The organism is Turicibacter sanguinis (assembly GCF_013046825.1).
Taxonomy (GTDB): Bacteria; Bacillota_I; Bacilli_A; order MOL361; family Turicibacteraceae; genus Turicibacter; species Turicibacter sanguinis.
On the sequence record NZ_CP053187.1, the window covers coordinates 1689265 to 1707725 of the forward strand.

The window sequence follows — 18461 nt, forward strand, 5'->3', positions numbered from 1 at the left end:
TTCACGATAGAGAGTGGGGACATCAATATGAATGTGACATATAGTAAGTCGGAATTAAAGCAACAGATTGAAGATAGCACATTTGAGGTATCTAAAGATTTAATTAGTGAATTTAGCCTATGGTTAGCGGAGTACATACTAATGAATCTCTATGACGATAGAGAAGATTAGAAATCAATAGAGACTAGAGGTTTATCTAAAATATAATAGAAAAGGTGATTAGATATGAATTTAAATTTATTGGATTTTAAATCGGTGAGTTATTATGAAGGATATGAAGAGGGAGGCGGTAAAGCTACTTTGACTAATATAAATGAGATGCTAACTCCACAAGATTATCCGTTCATTCATCAACCGAAATCTCGATATACAACATGTTCTGATGTATTGTTTCAGAAGTTGTGGGATCAGTACCGTTTAAATGAATTAATTAATAAGCCTGTTCATCTTCAGTTTTCAGCACAAATTGAGCATTATAAGCTGTATGAGGTATTCCAGCATCATTTTACAACTAATAGCGAAATGAACATTCATGATTATTCTATTCATAATTTTAAAGCTTTATGTTCAGAAGAAGGAATGCCCTTTTCAGATATTATTTGGAAGGGAGAGTTACTATACTTTATATGGGAAGTGAAAGAACCAGTAGTATTTAAAAGTAGTTTTCAATTATTTGCGGTGTTTCTCTCATTTCTGAGAATGATTGATCAAATTGGTATTGATAATTTAGTTTTTAGTCAAAAGTACACGGAGATTAAGGCTCAACAGTTTTCTAGTGTAACGTGGAGTCCTAATCAGTATCATCAATATAATCATCCATATAAACATAGAAAACAGCAGTTATCTGAAAGTGAATTTAACTATGTTGATACAGACGGAAGTATCTTACAATATAGAGATTAAGGTTTTATTATATGATTGCATTACAGCGATGACTAAGAAAAGAAGTGGTGTTGATAATCACTTCTTTTGTAAAAAAATATATAGTTAAAGGAGATTTAAAGTGATAATGAAACATTTAACGGTGGCTGAGCAACTATTATCTGGAGTAAGTATAGAAACATTTAAGGAGCATTTGCGGTCTTTTGGAGTACCCTTTCGTAAGGCATTTAGATTAGAATATCTTCTTGTGTTACCGATTAATAGATTATTGGATTACGGGGCGGATATTAGTATAGAGGATGATCATTTACTCTCTTGTCACAGAAGTATGATTAAACTTAGAGAGCAGTTGAAGCAACATAATATAGAAGTGCTTCAATTTTCTTTAGACAATGATTTTAAACATCAATTGTGGATTAGATGCCATCATTTGAGATTTGGTTTTATTCAAGGCTATCAAAGTTATTTAGATGAATTAATTAGTTTTGCGAATGGATTAGATCAATTAAATATACCTGATATTTTTATTGAAATTTATATCCCTATATTAGAAGGAGAAGAGGGGATAAACCTATGGGGTAGCTATGATGTTGAGGAATACGAATTACAATTACAACAAATGTCTACTAATGATAATTAGTATATAAAGCAAGAAAGAGATAAAATAATAGACTAACTTAAAAAATGTTATTAATTGATAATTGCTGTAGCAAATTAGCTAGTAATCTTCGATTAATAATAAATTTAAAAAATAGGACTATTAAACGCTCGTTTAAGGCGATTAATGCTGTCTAAGTAGAATGGGTTTAGATTGATTATTATCGGATGTTATAGAGCCTTGAAATGTGTTTTAAATGGAAAATGAAATAAATATTATTATATTGATAAATGTTTATATGGAGGTAAGTATAATGGCAACAATTAGAGCAGTTAGTTATAGTAGATTTAGTAGTAATAATCAACGAACAGAATCAATAGATGCTCAGCAGCGAGCAATCTATAAATACATTGCAGAGAATAAGTATACCCCTGTTGGTGACTATGTTGATGAAGCCTTAACGGGAACTAATCTTCAACGTCCCGGATTCCAAAGTATGTTAGATGATGCTAAAAAGGGAATGTTTGATGTTGTAATTGTTCATAAAATGGATAGATTTTCCAGAGATGTGTACGATGCATTAGACGTTCAAAGAAAATTAGCATTCTACGGAGTGAGGATTGAATCGGTTATTGAACGATTTGAAGAAACACCTGAAGGTCAGCTCCAAAAGGTCATTCAGTTGGGGGTCGGACAATACTATAGTCAAAACTTAGCCCGAGAGGTCGTAAAAGGTTTGAAAGAGAATGCTTACAAAGCGATGCATAATGGAGGAATTCCACCATATGGATTTGACGTGGACCCTGAAACGAAGCGATATATTATCAATGAACATGAAGCAAGTGGAATTAGAATTATGTTTGAAAAAATCATTCAAGGATGGAGTTATCGTGAACTAGCAGAGTATCTCAATTTATTAGGTTATCGGACTAAAATAGGAAATAAATTTAGTGCAACATCATCTTTTTACGATATCTTAACGAATCCAAAGTACATGGGGGTTTATACCTATAATCGTTCTGTATCAAAGCCAAAGCAAATCGGTATGAAAAGATCTCATCGTAAAAATAAGAATGAAGAAGAAATCATTCGTATTCCTAATGGAGTTCCTGCTATTGTTGATAAAGAAACATTTGAACTTGTTCAAAAGTTGTTAAAGCAACGTCGCCGTTCTAAAGGCCAACATAAAGCCAAGGAAGTCTACCTATTAACGGGGTTAGTTGAATGTGCTGAATGTGGATCAGCTTACCATGGAAGTAGTAGAATAGGTGGAAGGAACAAAAGTAAATATGTATCGTATCGTTGCAGTAAAAGAAAGAAACTCGAAAATCCTTGTAAATGTAAAGAGATAAATAAGACCTTATTAGATGAGTTTGTGGTCAATCAATTATATACGACGTTGCTAAATCAAACGAACCTTGAACAGTTGCTTGAAGAGGTCAATGTTAAGTTGAAACAAAAATATGCGGATATGGATCAAGACTTACCACAATTACAGAAGCAGTTAGATGAAGTTAATCAAAAGATTTCAAACCTTGTTCAGGCGATTGCAATGGGAGGGCTAGGTAGCCTAGATACTATTACCCAGGAAATACAACGATTAGAACACGATAAAGTTAAACTAACAGAATTAGTCCAAGAAAACCAAGTCAAGAAAGAATCATTAACTTTAACTCTTGAACAACTGAAACAAGTTTTAGATGAATCAAAGCAGTATATGTTATCTAATCACGATGACATGGTAAAGTACATTCTATCACGTTTTATTCATAAAATTATTATTGGAAACGAAACCATCATAGTTAATTATAACTATGGTGGTTTTTATTTTGATTTTAAAAGTATTTTATTACTTGAATCTGTTACCTATCAAAGAGATGATGTTTATAGTAATTCATCTTTAAAGGAGGTGATATAAAGTTAATTAATTTAGTTAGAAAGGAGGTACAAGCTATCCATAAGGAGATTATTCTATATGAACGTGTGCAGGCAGAATACGATTGTTTTATAGAGGAATTAGTACAACTTAATCAAGCTTTGTTGTCTCAGCGAATACATGAGCTCAGATTAAAGACGATGATTTTAGAATTGATTATTGAAGAAAGGTACATAAAAGAAGAGTTAGGTTATCTAATCAAGGAAGAAAAGCCATTAGAAATACTTTATAATTTGTTAACTCACTATATATGAGGTCAAGGAAATTTTTGTTATAATTTATTTATAAAGTGATAGTTTAAGAGGTGAAGGGATGAGAGAATATGCAGTGGATTATACCCTGTGATTTTAATTATTATGATGCTAGGGGAGCATTTAAGAAACTAAATACAATTGATTGGAGACAACATAATCGTTTTAATATTGATGATATTGTATATATTTATGCTTCAGCTCCTTATCAAAGAATTATGTTTAAAACTAGAGTGGTAGATGTTGATTTATCATACGAAGAAACAATTGATGATCGAGAGTTTTGGAAGAATCCAGAAGATAAAGAGGATGCAAAGAAAAAGAGACGTTATGTCCGATTACAATTAATTGATACATCGGATTCAGAAGCATTAAGTTTAAGCCATTTGATGGAATATGGACTAAAGAAAGCACCGCAAGGAGCAGTAAAATGCATTGGTGATAAACTTCAATTGGGTGAATATATATGTGAATGCTTTGGAGGAAGTAGTTCGATATCTATAGATAGATCTGATCAAGATATTGAAGATGTCATTAACTATTTAAAAGAATACCATGGAAAAAAATATATACAGGTTGAAAAATTAACAAATGAGGACCTAAAAAATGAAATGATTGAATTTCGTAAAAGAGGTCAAAATGCACAACCGAAATTTAAAATATCCTTAAGGGGGGATAATTGATTTGCATGATTAACTAGAGGGAAAGTGCCCATTAGTATCTACATTTTAAAAGTGCATGATCTACACTTTTAGCTGACGTGAAAATTAACGTGAGTGGAGGACTACTGGAAGATTTTCTGATAGTTTACCGCTTTAAAGGGAAAACTGTGTTTAAATGTAGCTCCCTCTCTTTTGAATACGTATGACATATTTAAACAAAAACAGGTGTCAATATCTTTGACATTCGAGTTTTTATTGAAGTAAATGACTTACCACCAAGTGGGGGCGAGTGAAAATCACTACAAGTTAGCTATACCCCAAACGTATAACTAAAAAAAGTTGTTGGGGGCGATCAATGTATTCATATCACGAATATGTTATGAAACCACTAATACCAATCTCCCTATCGGCATTACGTAGCGAGTGAAAAAATGCGTCGGCTAAATAATTCTAAATCGGAATTATTAGGGATGGTTGATATAGGAAACACATATCTCTGTTGTCGTAATTGTCGACGTTATAAAACGGAAATTTCTGTTCTCTCAAGGTTACGCAAAAATGCGTAGACTTATTAGGAGATTTTTCTGAATCATCACTGTATGTCTTTTAAGATACGGATGCATTCTGAAAAAATCCCTAACACTCAATATTTGGGGGAGTTGTCTTATTTAGTTAATAGAAGGAGTTATAGAGACTGCCGATATCGTAACTCGGATGTCCGTAAAAAGGACATCTGAACTCTAAACAGCACCTCCAGTATTATGGTTTGCATTACCGACAAAATGGTGGTGGTAAGCAATGCGCGTTGTCAGCCCCTCGCGTTTCACGACCTCCTTGAACAGGTTGTTCCCATCCACCTGTTTTGGAGATATAATTGATTTACACAGAGCTTTTAGACCTACCACTAATAGGTCTTTTTTTATGTGTCGCACTTAATATTACAATCTGTCTTATATTAAAAAGTTTAAATCGGTTCTTTATTTTCTTTTGAGGTGATTAGGTTTACCCCGATAAATTTATGAATAGCATCAGATAGTTTTTCTTTTTTCTTCAAAAATACTCCTTCTATCATCTTCAGTTTGAGGTAGGATTTAATTGGAGATGTGATTTACTTGGATTGCTGAAGGAGTTGGAAGTAAAGGTCATGCTGTTCTTAGAAAATATGTATAAAAATTATATTTTAATTACTATAGGGAATTTTAATGAAAGGCTCTGTTAGATGAACATGTTGAAATAAGTAATCTATCGACTTGAAGTTAATAGAGTACTTAAAAAGGTTGTTTAGTTTTGTGTGGGCAATCCAAGTCAGTCCTTATCAGCAAAATTGTCTAATAGCGCTTAATGAAAAAGAAGTGATACATTATTTATCATAAGAATTTTTTTGAATTTATATGGAATAATAAAATCATCTAATTATTTAAATTTAGCACTATAAAATTACCTATAAAAAGATAGATGACCTAGTGAAACATTTGTATAGCTTATTTTACTTACAAGAACATTTTGTTACATTTTCAACTGTAAAAAAATTCTATCTAAAGTAGTATAAATGCATCTAAGAAGTAGTAAAAAGAGTAATTTTTTATCAATAGAGATGACTATTGTCATAACGAAGGTGTCTTTGTCACAATATGAGAGGTGTGAATTTTTTATAAAAACAGCTATAGTATATTGCGTTATATAATATCCCTTGTATAATAAATGTTATATAATAGATATTATATTATTAAGAGGAGAAAAGAATGCCACCAAAAGCAAGAATTAGTAAAGAACAAATTATAGATAAAGCGGTTGATTTGATTAGAAAGGAGAAAACATTAACAGCCTCTACATTGAGTAAAGAGCTTAAATGTTCAACACAACCTATATTTTGGTATTTCAATAATATGGAAGAAGTTAAGAGTGAAACTTTAAAGCAAGCGCATAAAAATTTTAGCGATTTTTTGCGTGTACCAATTGAAGGTATTTCATCATATAAATCTACTGGAATTAGGTATATTCAGTTTGCACGTAATGAAAAGGGATTATTTAAGCTCCTTTTTATGAGTGAACGTTCAAAAGATGAAAATATTTTTGTAGATGATTCGAACATACATTTTTTAACTAACCTAATATGTAAAACAGAGTTTGTAGACAAATCTAAAGCCGATGAAATATATAAGATTATGTGGTTATTTTGTCATGGGATTGCAACTATGATTGCAACAAAAACTGTAGAAATAAATGATTCTGAAGTAGAGTATATGCTTGAAACTGTGTGTAAAGGTATTATAGGAGGAAATAGAAATGAAACTATTATTAAGCGATAAACATGTGCATATTAACTTTATAGAAAGTGATGAAAATAAGTATATTAACCTCTCTAATCTTAAAATTTCCAACTGTGTGGGGTGCTTTGGCTGTTGGACTAGAACACCAGGTAAGTGTGTTATTCGTGATGATGCAGTGAAGGTTTATCCTATTATTGCGAAGAGTGATGAGATTATTTATGTAAGTAAAATAAAATATGGTTGCTATGACACAGTGATGAAAACTATGCTTGAGCGTGCTATTCCAATTCAACAAGCTTTTATTCGCCTTTTAGATGGAGAAGCACATCATGTGCAACGTGATGTTGCTATGAAAAATGCAGTTATTATTGCATACGGCAATATAGAGCAGGGAGAACAAGAAATATTTAAACGTTTAATAGAGCGCAATGCTCACAATATGAATTTTAAGAGTTTCAAGATTCTTTTTGTAGATGAAGAAAATTTGGAAAAAGTAGTGATGGAGGAGGTTGAAAAATGGGAAAAGTAATTATTATAAACGGTAGTCCTAGGGCGACAAAATCAAATTCTAAACGTTATGGAGATATTTTTAGATGTTTCTATAAAGGCGATACAGATACTTTTAATATTACGAAGAATAATCATAACGATATTTGTAGCAAAATAGAAGAATATAGCGATATTTTATTTATTTTTCCATTATATGCAGATGGGATTCCTGTGACATTACTTAATTTTTTAAAGTTTTTGGAACAGAATCCTCCTAAAAATAAACCTAATATAAATATAATGATAAATTGTGGTTTTATAGAGCCTTCACAAAATGAAGTTTGTATTGATATGATTAGATTATTTTGTAAACAAAATAGATATACTTTTGGATCGGTATTATCAATAGGTAGTGGGGAAGCAATTTTAGATACACCATTTAGATTTCTTGTTAGATGGAAAATAAAAAGGTTATCAAAATCTATTTATAATAATAGATTTGAAAGTTTAAATATTACTATGCCAATATCAAAGAAGTTGTTTATTAAGGCATCTACAAATTATTGGGTTGATTATGGAAAGCGAAATGGTATTACAAAATCGGAGATGGAAACCATGAAGATAGAGTAGCGGTGATTATTATTATAACTGGATTCTAAATGAAACGAATGGAGCGGTTACAGTAGTACGTGGATAGCCGACACTAGCAAAATTATCATATTGAATAGTCTTCTAGTGTCGTATTAATCATTGGTTGAGCGACTGTTACTGGGAACAAGTGTCTATGTGAATGGAAAGTCAACTGTAGTAACTAAAATTAATCAGGCATATACTGTATACGAATCTAAGATTAATTCTTATAGGCTAAGCGGAGCTGGGACTAGTATCGTTATTTTACCATTCTAACTGTTTATAACGATATGGTATATCTATGGGAGTAGTTAATCAATGAATACAGCTCTACGATCTCAATGATTTCCTTTCATTAGACATTGTATTTGGTGTTGAATTCCTGTTTAATATGTTGATAACAATTCGTTTATAATATCATTATCTATCTCTTTATTTTTTTATTGACTACGAATATCTAAAATAGAGCATGAATAAATCTATATTCTGATATGTAACGAAAAAAAGTTTTATTGGAATGGCAACACTAAACTAAACAACTTTTTAAGGGGGGGGCACGATGCTCAACCAGAGATAAGTATCCTATTGAAGAATGGATTTTATGGTTATGATACTAGTTAACGTAGTCTGCAATTTCATAGCCTAATTGTTCTTGTGTTTGAAATACATGTTGATTGACAATTCACTTAAAGCGTTAGAAAATTCAAATTTTGATTATTTAGAGGTATAACAAAAAACAACAGATGGAGAGAATATGATGAACTATTACTCACTATCTGTTGTTTAAATTTTTGTCAGGGTTTATTTAAAATGTCTCACAAACTAAGTCACTGATTTCTTTTTGAAATTCGTTATTCCCATACCATTCTAATTGATTGTAAAGGTACATTACATCTGTGGTACAATTAATCAGTAAATAAAGCTCTGTGATTTCCAGTACTTCTCCTGAGGAGACGTTGTGTTTAACTGCTAATTTTTGTAGCGGGAGTCGGTGTGTTTCTAGCCATTTGTTAATAACATCGTTATTCATAATTTTATCTCTCCATTTTCTTTACTTGCCACCATCTTGCCACTAATATATAAAACAGAGTATGATTAAGCTTATATTCCGATATGTAATGAAAAAAAATAAGTTTTACTTATGGATATCGTAATATCAAAGGTTTAGAATGATTTTTTATAAACTTTCATAGGTTTATTTTATTTTCATAGTTAGATTTAACAAGTTGGTTACAAAGTACTGTAGTGACAGAGAATTGAAGAGTCTAGATTTCTGGTGGGTATATAAACCTTCTTGTACTTATGAATTTGAAGAGTATGTGGTGTATCGAATAGAGGCTCAACATAAAAAGTATGTCAAGTTAGAACAACATCAATTTAAAATGGATACTGAAAAAGGTATACATGAATTCGTAATTGTAGAACTTACGAGTGATGCAGTTGTAAGAATGATACAAGAAGAAGGGTATGAATTAACAGAAATCGATATTGAAGAAATTAAACTTGGGCTAGATAATAGTTATTGTGAAATGTGTTACTATATGATTGAATATTATTTCAATAGTGGTGATTACTTAGATTTAGATAATGGGTATTATCATGGTGAAACTTTGTGGTTAAATGATGTTTGGATTAATCATCAGTATATTGAAACTAAATGGAATATATTTACTGATAAAAAAGAAGCTATTAATTGGATTTATGAGAATTATCTCGAAGATGAATGGGTAGTAGAGGAAATCATATCTTAAAGAATATATATTATCTTAATATTGTTAGTATTAGAAAAAAATAAAAAAACCATTATCTCAAATCAGATTTAATCTGAACTCAGATAATGGTTTTTATTTGGATTAATTTTCCTGTAACAGTTGTGGACGTGGATATTATGGTGGAGATGGGGGGAGTCGAACCCCCGTCCGAAAACACCGACCACTTAACTTTCTACAAGCTTAGTCTCCTATTGAATTTAACGGGTGACTGGTTAGGCGACAGACCTGTCAGACCGCGAGTTTGATAATCTCTTCTAGGCTATTCAAACGGCACAGACTAGCGTATCCCACTAATAGTGAGCCTAAACATTCAACATGGGCGATTGAGTGAGTAGGCAGCTACGTTATATTAAGCAGCTAATTGTAAGTTTGTTTTTCCGGTTATTATAAACCTCGACCTTTTAACGTGGGCGAACACGGCTTGCTTATTAAGCTCAAATGCCCCCGTCGAATCCGTAACATCCCCAGGTTAATTTATCACTTAACTTACAGAATTAATTATACTCGATTTTTAAATCTTTCGCAAGTTTTCAATTAGATTAGTGAAATTCAAAACACTAATTATTGTGTGAAAACGACAAAAAAATATTCAGAATTTAAAAATAAAAAAATAAAAGCGTGTTTAAAATAAAAAAATCGGTTCATACTATACCTGTGATTTCTGTTATTAAATCCAAATCGAGGTGAAATATGCTGACAGTTATAACAAATTTAATTTTAACCGTAATATTCACTTTTTCATCGGTTAGAATGCCCGTTACTAATGAAAAGCAAAATATTCAAAGCTCAACAGTTATGACAACGATGGAAAATAAAACAGAAAACAGTACTTTAAAAACCGTATCAAATTCAAATGTTTTGCAAAAACAGGAGTCACAAACAGGAGAAACTCAAACTACTTCTAAACAATTAAATAAGTCAAATTCAGAAATGATTACTTCTGATGACATAAAAAAGCAAGTGGCAAATGAAAAATTATTTTCTGCATTATCAGAGGCAGTAGAGCAGTCTGAAAATGAGGTGCTTGTGAATGAGGAAGTGGAATCTGATGAGGGAACACAGCAGGTTGCTAAATTAAACTCAGGTGAAGAAAGTGATATTGCACCAATCGCAATGACACATGATTCAGAACCAGATGCAGGTATAGAGGAAACTGAATCAGTTTATAAAGATTATAGACAAACCTTTTACAGTGTTCAGTCTGGTGAAGTTAAAGTCGGTTATGGTTTATCTTATAATGATACAGAAATTCGTAATATTAATAATGTGATGCATTTTTATGATGATGAATACCAAGAATGGTTACCGATTGTTGCAGTAAATATTAATGAAGTATTAGAAGTCGGACTTAATGAACGTGGAGTTCCTAATTATTATGGAACTATCTTAGAAATCACTTATCCATCAGGTGATGCGCAAAAAGCAATCGTATTAGATGCCTGTGGCGCTTGTAGTCGAGATAATCGTATTGATTTATGGGTATATGAAAAAGACTATAATCATGATGTGAAAGGAATTGAGTATCGAGTTATAAGGGAAGGATTTAAAGATGAAGACGAGCAATGAAGTTGAAAATCTTGAAATTTTATTAATTCAAATGATAGAAGATCAAACCTTGAGTGAGGATGATTATAACCTCATTCATAAATATTTAGTCAAAGTTAAAAATGATTTGCAATAAAAAGGCATGAAGCGCGCTTCATGCCTTTTTTATTTCAATAATTCATGTTTCGTTTGAGCAATAATGAAGTTTTTAAATGCCATTAGAGTTGGACTAATAGATTTATTCCGAACACTGGCTAAATAAATATAGCGAGTGGGATTAGGATTTGAAATCTTAATTACTTTTACATCGAATTGATTTAGTATAGTAACTCGAGGTAAAATCGCAATTCCATAATTAAAAGCGACTAATCCAGCAACCACGCTATCTTCTTCGACTTCACAAATGATATTTGGTTTTGTATTTGATTTTAAGAATAAATCATCAATCGTATGTCGAAGTTCGGTTTCTTTATTAAAAGATATAAATGGATAGTCTACTGTATCTACTAAATCAATCTCATCTTGATGAGCAAGAGGGTGATTCTTTGGTACAATGAGAACCAACTCTTGTTCAGTAATGGGAACAAACTCAATGTCAGGTTCATTGTCAACATATGAACAAAGTATTAAGTCATACTTTTCATCTTTTAACCCTTGCAATAACTGATTGGATTCTCCTTGTGCGAAAGAAAAATGGACATTCTGATAATCATCTTGCTGTAAAAATTGATTGATGAGTGTTGGGACAAATAACCCTTCAAGTGTGCAAATAAATCCTAATTCAATGGAACCCTGTGTATTACTTGCTAGTTCACGTAGTTTCTTTTCCCCAAGTTCTAATTCATTTAACGCTGTTTCAACATAAGTTAAGAAAAATCGTCCGTATTTGGTGAGGCGAACGTTACGTCCCTGTTTTTCAAATAAATAAACTCCTAATTCTTTCTCAAGTGATGAAATAGCATGACTCAAACTTGGTTGAGTAATTGATAGTTGTTCAGCAGCCTGTGTATAATGCTCAAGTTTAGCTAAAACTCGAAAATATTGTAGATGGTTCAAGTTCATGAATCTTCACCTCTTAATAATAGATTAAAATGCCTATATTATATCATATTTAGAGTTATTCTATCTTCAAACAGAATTATTTTTTTGCTTAGCAGTCTCAGTCTGTTTTAAATTTGTATGTGTTAGATAGGGATAATAAAGGACAGAATTAAGGAAATTCCTTTATTTATTTTCTTAGTATTTGAAATCTAGCTTCTACTTCAGAGTCTGAATTTTTTATTTTGATTGATAAAATCTATGCATGACTTAGTGCTTCCAACCTTTAATCTCCATAAAATATTCGGTAACGGTTTTAATACTTCAAAAAACTTAACAAAAATGAGTATAATGGATATAAAGGGGAGGAAAAATATGTTAACAATTTTGCTCATAATTATTTATATTGCTTTTATTAGTCTTGGTTTACCAGACGCCATTCTAGGTTCAGCATGGCCATTGATGCATACTGATTTAAATGTTCCTATTTCTTATGCCGGAATCGCGACCATGATTGTCAGTGGAGGAACCATTATCTCAAGTTTTTTCAGCGAAAAAATGATTCGAAAATTTGGAACAGGAAAAGTCACCACCATCAGTGTACTCTTAACAGCCACTGGCTTACTCGGGATTTATTTTGCGCCAAGCTTTATTTGGATCTGTCTTCTTGGAATTCCACTAGGAATCGGAGCTGGAGCAGTGGATGCTGCCTTAAATAACTTTGTCGCTCTTCATTATGAAGCGAAACACATGAACTGGCTTCACTGTTTTTGGGGAATTGGCGCGACCTCAGGACCATTCATCATGTCTTTATTTCTACTCAATCAAAATGGATGGCGAATCGGATACGCAGCCATCGGAATCATTCAAGCGATACTCGTTATTTGTTTGTTTATTTCGTTACCATTATGGCGTCAATTTGAAACGACTCAGAAAGTGGAGGAGGAAGACGATAATGGTATCAAAATAAAATCATTATTGAAAATTCCAGGAGCAAAACCGACACTTATCGCCTTTTTCTGTTATTGTGCAGTGGAACTTACCACCGGATTATGGGCCAGTTCTTACTTAGTTGTAAACGATGGACTAGCTGTTGAATTGGCCGCTAAATGGGCTTCATTTTACTACTTAGGGATTACAGTCGGAAGATTCATTGCTGGATTTTTAACAATGAAATTAACGAATACACAAATGATCCGAATCGGACAAACAATTTGTATCATAGGAGCTATTCTTTTAGTCTTACCTATCACTAGTGTGTTTAAATTAATAGGACTCATCTTCATTGGATTAGGATGTGCACCAATTTATCCTGCAATGCTTCACGAAACGCCGAATCGATTTGGAAAAGAATTATCTCAGCGTTTAATGGGGATTCAAATGGCAACAGCCTATGTGGGAAGCACCTTAATTCCACCACTATTTGGCGCTCTATCAAAAGTTCTAGGATTACAAATGTTACCTTACTTTTTATTAATCTTCTTAATCATTATGCTGGTTTCTTCAGAGAAAGCAGCCTATAAAAAAACAAACTAAAACTGACAAAAGGAGCCAAACATTGGCTCCTTTAAATATGTTTAGGAAAAAAATAGATAAATTTTTTGAGTCTTATTTTAGAAATTTGCTTTTTAAAAAAATGATTGATGATAGTCAAAACTTTAGTTCCCAATTCTAGGCCTTTGCATATTTTATAGGTAAAGGAGGAAATAAGATGATCAGAAAAGAAATAGGTTTTTTAAAATTAGGAACAATCTTTTTACAAATTGTTTTTATGTTACTCTTAATCCCAGCCACTCAGTTATGGACGAGTCGATTACTTGGTGGTTTTATTATTAATTCATTTAGTTTAGTCGTTTTATTATTACTTCATGCTTATACATATCGTGAATGCAGTCGAAGTCGGATGCCGAAAATTGGGCATTTAGTAGGAATAATAGCTACTGCGATACAAGTTAGCTTCCCCCTATATCTTATCGCGACACTAATTTTAGGATTTGAATCTTATGTTGTCTTAGCCAATCGATTGCCTTGGAAATTAGATCAATTAAGTAAGCCGAAAAAAGTGAAATCAAATTAAGATGAGCTAATGTCCGACTTAGCTCTCTTTTTTTATCCTTAAGTGTCAGAAAAGGTCGTATGATAGTTGACGATATGAACACTTCATATGATAATTAACATAAGTACCTAAAATTGGGAGATACTTATGTAGGAGTAAGGAGGAAAGCATGATGTTTGATCATTCAAATTGTGGGATTGGGGCCATCGCTAATCTTGACGGAACTTATAGCCATGAAATTATTCAACAGGGGATGACCCTCTTAAAAGCACTCAGCCATCGCGGGGGAAAAGCGAAGGATGGGACAGGTGATGGATGTGGGATTTTAATGCAAATTCCCCATCATTATTATGAAAAAAAATATGACATCAAAGGTTCATTTGCCCTTATGATGACTTTCTTACCAAAAGATTTAGTTGAAAGAAAAAAAGCATTAGATATTATACATGATGCAATGAAATCAAATCATGTTGAGGTCATGAAAGAAATCGTGGTGCCTGTTGATTCAACTCTTTTAAAACCAAAGGCACGTGCAACAGAACCATTTATTATGCAATTTATTTTAGATTGTGAAGACCAAGTGACATTATATAAGGTGCGTCGTCGCATTGAGCAACAATGGAAGTTTGCTAATTTAGCTGATCGTACGTGTTATATATCATCATGCTCAGCAAAAACAGTTGTTTATAAGGGATTATTGACACCTGAAGAATTACCGAATTATTACTTAGATTTACAAGATGAAGCGTTCCATTCAAACTTCTGTATCGTACATCAACGTTTCTCAACCAATACCAATCCATCTTGGAATTTAGCACAGCCATTCCGATATTTAGCACACAACGGAGAAATCAATACGGTGTCAGGTAATATTGAATGGTCAAATTCACGCGTTGGACTTGCGACTCATAAAGACGTTTATCCAATTTGTAATGAGCGCCATTCAGACAGTGCAAATCTTGATCGAACGCTTGAGTCTTGGATTTATGAAGGATTTGACCTTGAAAATATCGTGACGCGTTTATTACCTAAAGCATACGAAAAAGATGCGGGTGTGAGTGAGGAACTTAAAGCGTATTATGAATATAGTAATTTAAAACAAGAACCATGGGATGGGCCAGCTGGGGTTATTATTTGTGATGGGCATAAATTAATTGCTACTCTTGACCGCAATGGATTACGTCCATTCCGCTACGTTCAAACAGACAAACAGGTCGTTTTAGCCTCAGAAATTGGGGTCCTAAATACACCGCTTGAAAACATCAAAATGGCAAGCCGAATTCAAGCAAGCGAGCTACTTTGTATCGATTTAGACAACCAAATCATCACAAAAGACGAAGAAGTCAAAGCTATGTTAGCCGCGCAACATCCATATCATGAGTGGTTGACAAAAAAAATAATCAAACCAGCTGCAAAGTATGACTTTAACGCAGAAGTAGCAGATTACACACAAAAATTTGCCTACACTAAAGCCGAATACATGCAAGAGTTAAAATCATTAGTGGAGACGGGAAAGGAAGCCATTGGATCTTTTCCATATACGGCACAGTTGAATATTTTAAAGTCTAGTCCACAACTATTCTTCGATTACTTCAAACAAAATTTTGCACAGGTAACCAACCCACCACTGGATTCAATCCGTGAAAAAAGAGTCTTCTCATTAAAGACTTCTTTAACACCGGTTGTCTCATTAAAAGATGAGCCATTAACTTACCCAGTGTATCAATTAGAATCACCTATTTTAATGCAAAATCAATATGAAACTTTACTAAAGGAAACCACATTCAAACACATTCACCTATCGTTAAAAATTGACACCACCTTACGTGATGCTGTTGCGAAGTTCAGACAAAGCGTCATTGAGGCAACAAATGAAGGTGTTCATATCATTATTTTAGACGATGAATGTGAAGGAAAAGTCATTCCATCTTTAATGGCGACAAGTATTGCGCATGAAGTATTAGTTAAAATGGGGAAACGTCTAGAAGTTCGACTCATCTTAAAATGTGGTGATGCCCGTTTACCGATTCATTTTGCAATGTTACTTGCTTATGGAGGTGACTTCATCTATCCATATTTCTGCTATCACGTCATTACAAAAAATGTAGAAGATAAAGAAACAGTTCTTAAAAATTATTTAAATGGATGTAAAGCCGCTTTATTAAAACAAATGGCTAAAATGGGAATCTCAACGATTTCTTCGTACCGTGGATCAAAAGTGTTTGAAGTTGTTGGTCTAAATGATGAGGTGACCTCTTTATTTACAAGTAAATCATCATTATTTGGTGGGAAATCCTACGAAGACATTGAAGCGGGATTACTAGGAGAAGGGCTAGATTTAGCAAAAGTCAATGAATATCAAAACATGGACTCAATCTTCATGAATCACGCATACTCAAAAAAATTCATCAAAGACATTAAAGCTGTCGTATCCGCTAATGATTATGATGGATTCAAACGCTTAACTGAAGAAGAAAGAAATCGTCAAATTAACCTTCGTGATTGCTTAAGCTTAAACAGAACTCAATCGATAGCGATCGAAGACGTTCAACCAGTCGAAGAGATTATTCGTCATTTTGTTGCATCAGCGATGTCATACGGTGCTTTATCTATTGAAGCTCATGAAACGATTGCCCGTGCTTTTAATGAACTTGGAGCATCTTCAAATAGCGGTGAAGGTGGGGAACTTGTTGAACGTTTTGGAACGATGACCGCTTCAAAAGTGAAGCAAGTTGCTTCAGGCCGTTTTGGTGTTACCTATGATTATTTACGTAGCGCTGAAGAAATTCAAATCAAGATGGCACAAGGTGCAAAACCTGGAGAAGGTGGACATTTACCAAAATCAAAAGTTGATGAAAATATTGCCCGCGTTCGCTATGCCAAACAAGGTGTAGATTTAATTTCACCACCCCCTCACCACGATATTTATTCCATTGAAGATTTAGCGCAGTTAATTCATGATTTACAAACAACAAATCCATCTGCTCTGATCAGTGTTAAATTAGCATCACTTGCAAACGTTGGAACGATTGCAAATGGAGTGGTTAAAGCAGGAGCTGCTAAAGTGGTTATTTCAGGATTTAATGGAGGAACAGGTGCTTCACCAAAATCTTCACTAAAATACACGGGACTTCCTTGGGAATATGGGCTATATCAAGCGCACAAATCATTACTAGAAAATGATGTACGTCATGAAACGTTTATCCAAGTTGATGGACAAATTAAATCAGGGTATGACGTGGTCATGGGAGCAATCCTTGGAGCCGATGAATTCGGAATCGGAACCATGTGCCTTGTCATGGTAGACTGCATCGGATGTAAACAATGTCATACAGGTAAATGTCCCGCTGGAATTACCACTCAAGATGAAACATTGCGTGCTCGCCTCAAACAAGATCCGACGTTATTAAAAACTTATTTAACTTATGTGGCGCGCCAAACACGTGAAATTATGTCTTACCTTGGAGTGAAATCACTTGAAGAACTTCGTGGACGCACAGACCTTTTAGTTGTGCCAAATCATTTAAAATTAGATTGGTTACAACCATTGCCTGTGACTCAAGATATGAATGTGAGAAAACAGCAGATACCAGTGCCAAAGTTAGTGGCAAACGAAGTAAATACTATTGATTCTTCTTTAAGAACACTTGGGGTGCAACTCGTAAGTGATCAAATGCGTACATTTGAAACTTATGGTTATGCTGGACAAAGTTTTGGAGCCTTCATGAATGAAAGTGTTGAACTTATTCATACTGGATATGCCAATGACTATGTTGGTAAAGGATTAAGTGGCGGACGTATTACCGTTAAAGTTAATGAGACGATTCGCCAATTAGAAGAAGAAAACCCTGAATATATCAATCATCACTTAATTGCTGGAAATACGATTCTTTACGGTGCGACTTCAGGAACATGTTATCTTGAAGGGCGAGTTGGAGAACGTTTTGCCGTCCGTAACTCAGGTGCAACGGCAATCAATCACGGAATGGGAGTTCATGCCTGTGAATACATGACAGGTGGAGTTGTTATTTCCTTAGGAGATGTGGACGCGAATATTGGTGCCGGTATGACAGGTGGATTGTTATTCATTTATAAACCATCGGATCTCAACCTAAAACTTAATACGGCCTACGTCAATGTCTTTGAAATGAAAGAAGAACATCGACAAATTCTAAGTGCTGTGTTACAAGATTACGTTATCAAAACAAATAACACACTTGCCTCAAAAATTTTAGTTAACTTCGAAGAAGAGGCATTGAACTTTACACTCATTACATCATCAGATTACTATGAATTAGAACTATAACCAAAAGTGCTATCCTTGAGATAGCA

General features: G+C 33.4%; 14 protein-coding genes and 1 other RNA gene. 13 read left to right on the forward strand and 2 right to left on the reverse strand.

The features are described from left to right. Positions 1-225: 225 nt before the first annotated feature. From HLK68_RS08165 to HLK68_RS08200, 8 genes are all read left to right on the forward strand, one after another. Positions 226-903: a hypothetical protein gene (locus HLK68_RS08165; RefSeq protein WP_055244545.1), complete on the forward strand. Its 678-nt coding sequence runs from the start codon at positions 226-228 to the stop codon at positions 901-903. A gap of 106 nt (positions 904-1009) precedes the next feature. Next, positions 1010-1522 (forward strand): hypothetical protein, encoded by a 513-nt coding sequence (locus HLK68_RS08170; protein WP_132942848.1) that lies wholly within the window; start codon positions 1010-1012, stop codon positions 1520-1522. 271 nt (positions 1523-1793) lie between these two features. Continuing rightward, positions 1794-3398, forward strand: a complete 1605-nt coding sequence (locus HLK68_RS08175) for a recombinase family protein (protein ID WP_132942847.1) — start codon at positions 1794-1796, stop codon at positions 3396-3398. 340 nt (positions 3399-3738) lie between these two features. Further along, the gene (locus HLK68_RS08180) at positions 3739-4350 is read left to right on the forward strand and encodes a hypothetical protein (RefSeq protein WP_132942846.1); all 612 of its coding nucleotides are present in this window, start codon (positions 3739-3741) and stop codon (positions 4348-4350) included. A gap of 1721 nt (positions 4351-6071) precedes the next feature. Continuing rightward, entirely contained in the window at positions 6072-6638 is a 567-nt protein-coding gene (locus HLK68_RS08185) for a TetR/AcrR family transcriptional regulator (protein WP_132942845.1), read from the forward strand. Next, the gene (locus tag HLK68_RS08190) at positions 6616-7128 is read left to right on the forward strand and encodes a flavodoxin family protein (RefSeq protein ID WP_132942844.1); all 513 of its coding nucleotides are present in this window, start codon (positions 6616-6618) and stop codon (positions 7126-7128) included. The genes HLK68_RS08185 and HLK68_RS08190 overlap by 23 nt, the downstream gene beginning before the upstream one ends. Next, entirely contained in the window at positions 7116-7718 is a 603-nt protein-coding gene (locus HLK68_RS08195) for a hypothetical protein (protein WP_132942843.1), read from the forward strand. Before HLK68_RS08190 ends, HLK68_RS08195 begins: the two co-directional genes overlap by 13 nt. Positions 7719-8974: 1256 nt before the next feature. Next, positions 8975-9469 (forward strand): hypothetical protein, encoded by a 495-nt coding sequence (locus tag HLK68_RS08200; protein ID WP_132942842.1) that lies wholly within the window; start codon positions 8975-8977, stop codon positions 9467-9469. A gap of 138 nt (positions 9470-9607) precedes the next feature. On the opposite strand, the gene ssrA is transcribed toward HLK68_RS08200, so the two are convergent. Then, positions 9608-9956, reverse strand: a transfer-messenger RNA (tmRNA) gene (ssrA, locus tag HLK68_RS08205). Positions 9957-10180: 224 nt separating this feature from the next. On the opposite strand from ssrA, the gene HLK68_RS08210 reads away from it, so the two are divergent. Both HLK68_RS08210 and HLK68_RS14705 read left to right on the forward strand, forming a co-directional pair. After that, positions 10181-11056, forward strand: a complete 876-nt coding sequence (locus HLK68_RS08210; protein ID WP_229059776.1) for a hypothetical protein — start codon at positions 10181-10183, stop codon at positions 11054-11056. Beyond that, a complete protein-coding gene (locus tag HLK68_RS14705) occupies positions 11040-11171 on the forward strand; it encodes a hypothetical protein (protein ID WP_009607026.1) in 132 nt (43 codons plus the stop codon). Before HLK68_RS08210 ends, HLK68_RS14705 begins: the two co-directional genes overlap by 17 nt. 29 nt (positions 11172-11200) lie before the next feature. Here HLK68_RS14705 and HLK68_RS08215 read toward each other — a convergent pair whose 3' ends face one another. After that, positions 11201-12097, reverse strand: a complete 897-nt coding sequence (locus HLK68_RS08215) for a LysR family transcriptional regulator (protein WP_006784114.1) — start codon at positions 12095-12097, stop codon at positions 11201-11203. A gap of 351 nt (positions 12098-12448) precedes the next feature. Between HLK68_RS08215 and HLK68_RS08220 the strand changes: the two genes are divergently transcribed. The 3 genes from HLK68_RS08220 (at position 12449) to gltB (ending at position 18435) form a co-directional block, all read left to right on the forward strand. Further along, positions 12449-13609 (forward strand): MFS transporter, encoded by a 1161-nt coding sequence (locus tag HLK68_RS08220; RefSeq protein WP_132942841.1) that lies wholly within the window; start codon positions 12449-12451, stop codon positions 13607-13609. A 175-nt stretch (positions 13610-13784) separates the two neighbouring features. Further along, on the forward strand, positions 13785-14150 hold the full coding sequence (locus HLK68_RS08225; protein ID WP_006784111.1) for a hypothetical protein: 366 nt from the start codon (positions 13785-13787) through the stop codon (positions 14148-14150). 151 nt (positions 14151-14301) lie between these two features. Continuing rightward, entirely contained in the window at positions 14302-18435 is a 4134-nt protein-coding gene (gene gltB / locus HLK68_RS08230) for a glutamate synthase large subunit (RefSeq protein ID WP_238843569.1), read from the forward strand. Positions 18436-18461: the final 26 nt, after the last annotated feature.

Coding starts and splice junctions, on each gene's coding strand:
- HLK68_RS08165 (WP_055244545.1), top strand. CDS start 226: ATGAATTTAAATTTATTGGATTTTAAATCGGTGAGTTATTATGAAGGA.
- HLK68_RS08170 (WP_132942848.1), top strand. CDS start 1,010: ATGAAACATTTAACGGTGGCTGAGCAACTATTATCTGGAGTAAGTATA.
- HLK68_RS08175 (WP_132942847.1), top strand. CDS start 1,794: ATGGCAACAATTAGAGCAGTTAGTTATAGTAGATTTAGTAGTAATAAT.
- HLK68_RS08180 (WP_132942846.1), top strand. CDS start 3,739: ATGCAGTGGATTATACCCTGTGATTTTAATTATTATGATGCTAGGGGA.
- HLK68_RS08185 (WP_132942845.1), top strand. CDS start 6,072: ATGCCACCAAAAGCAAGAATTAGTAAAGAACAAATTATAGATAAAGCG.
- HLK68_RS08190 (WP_132942844.1), top strand. CDS start 6,616: ATGAAACTATTATTAAGCGATAAACATGTGCATATTAACTTTATAGAA.
- HLK68_RS08195 (WP_132942843.1), top strand. CDS start 7,116: ATGGGAAAAGTAATTATTATAAACGGTAGTCCTAGGGCGACAAAATCA.
- HLK68_RS08210 (WP_229059776.1), top strand. CDS start 10,181: ATGCTGACAGTTATAACAAATTTAATTTTAACCGTAATATTCACTTTT.
- HLK68_RS14705 (WP_009607026.1), top strand. CDS start 11,040: ATGAAGACGAGCAATGAAGTTGAAAATCTTGAAATTTTATTAATTCAA.
- HLK68_RS08215 (WP_006784114.1), bottom strand. CDS start 12,097: ATGAACTTGAACCATCTACAATATTTTCGAGTTTTAGCTAAACTTGAG.
- HLK68_RS08220 (WP_132942841.1), top strand. CDS start 12,449: ATGTTAACAATTTTGCTCATAATTATTTATATTGCTTTTATTAGTCTT.
- HLK68_RS08225 (WP_006784111.1), top strand. CDS start 13,785: ATGATCAGAAAAGAAATAGGTTTTTTAAAATTAGGAACAATCTTTTTA.
- gltB (WP_238843569.1), top strand. CDS start 14,302: ATGTTTGATCATTCAAATTGTGGGATTGGGGCCATCGCTAATCTTGAC.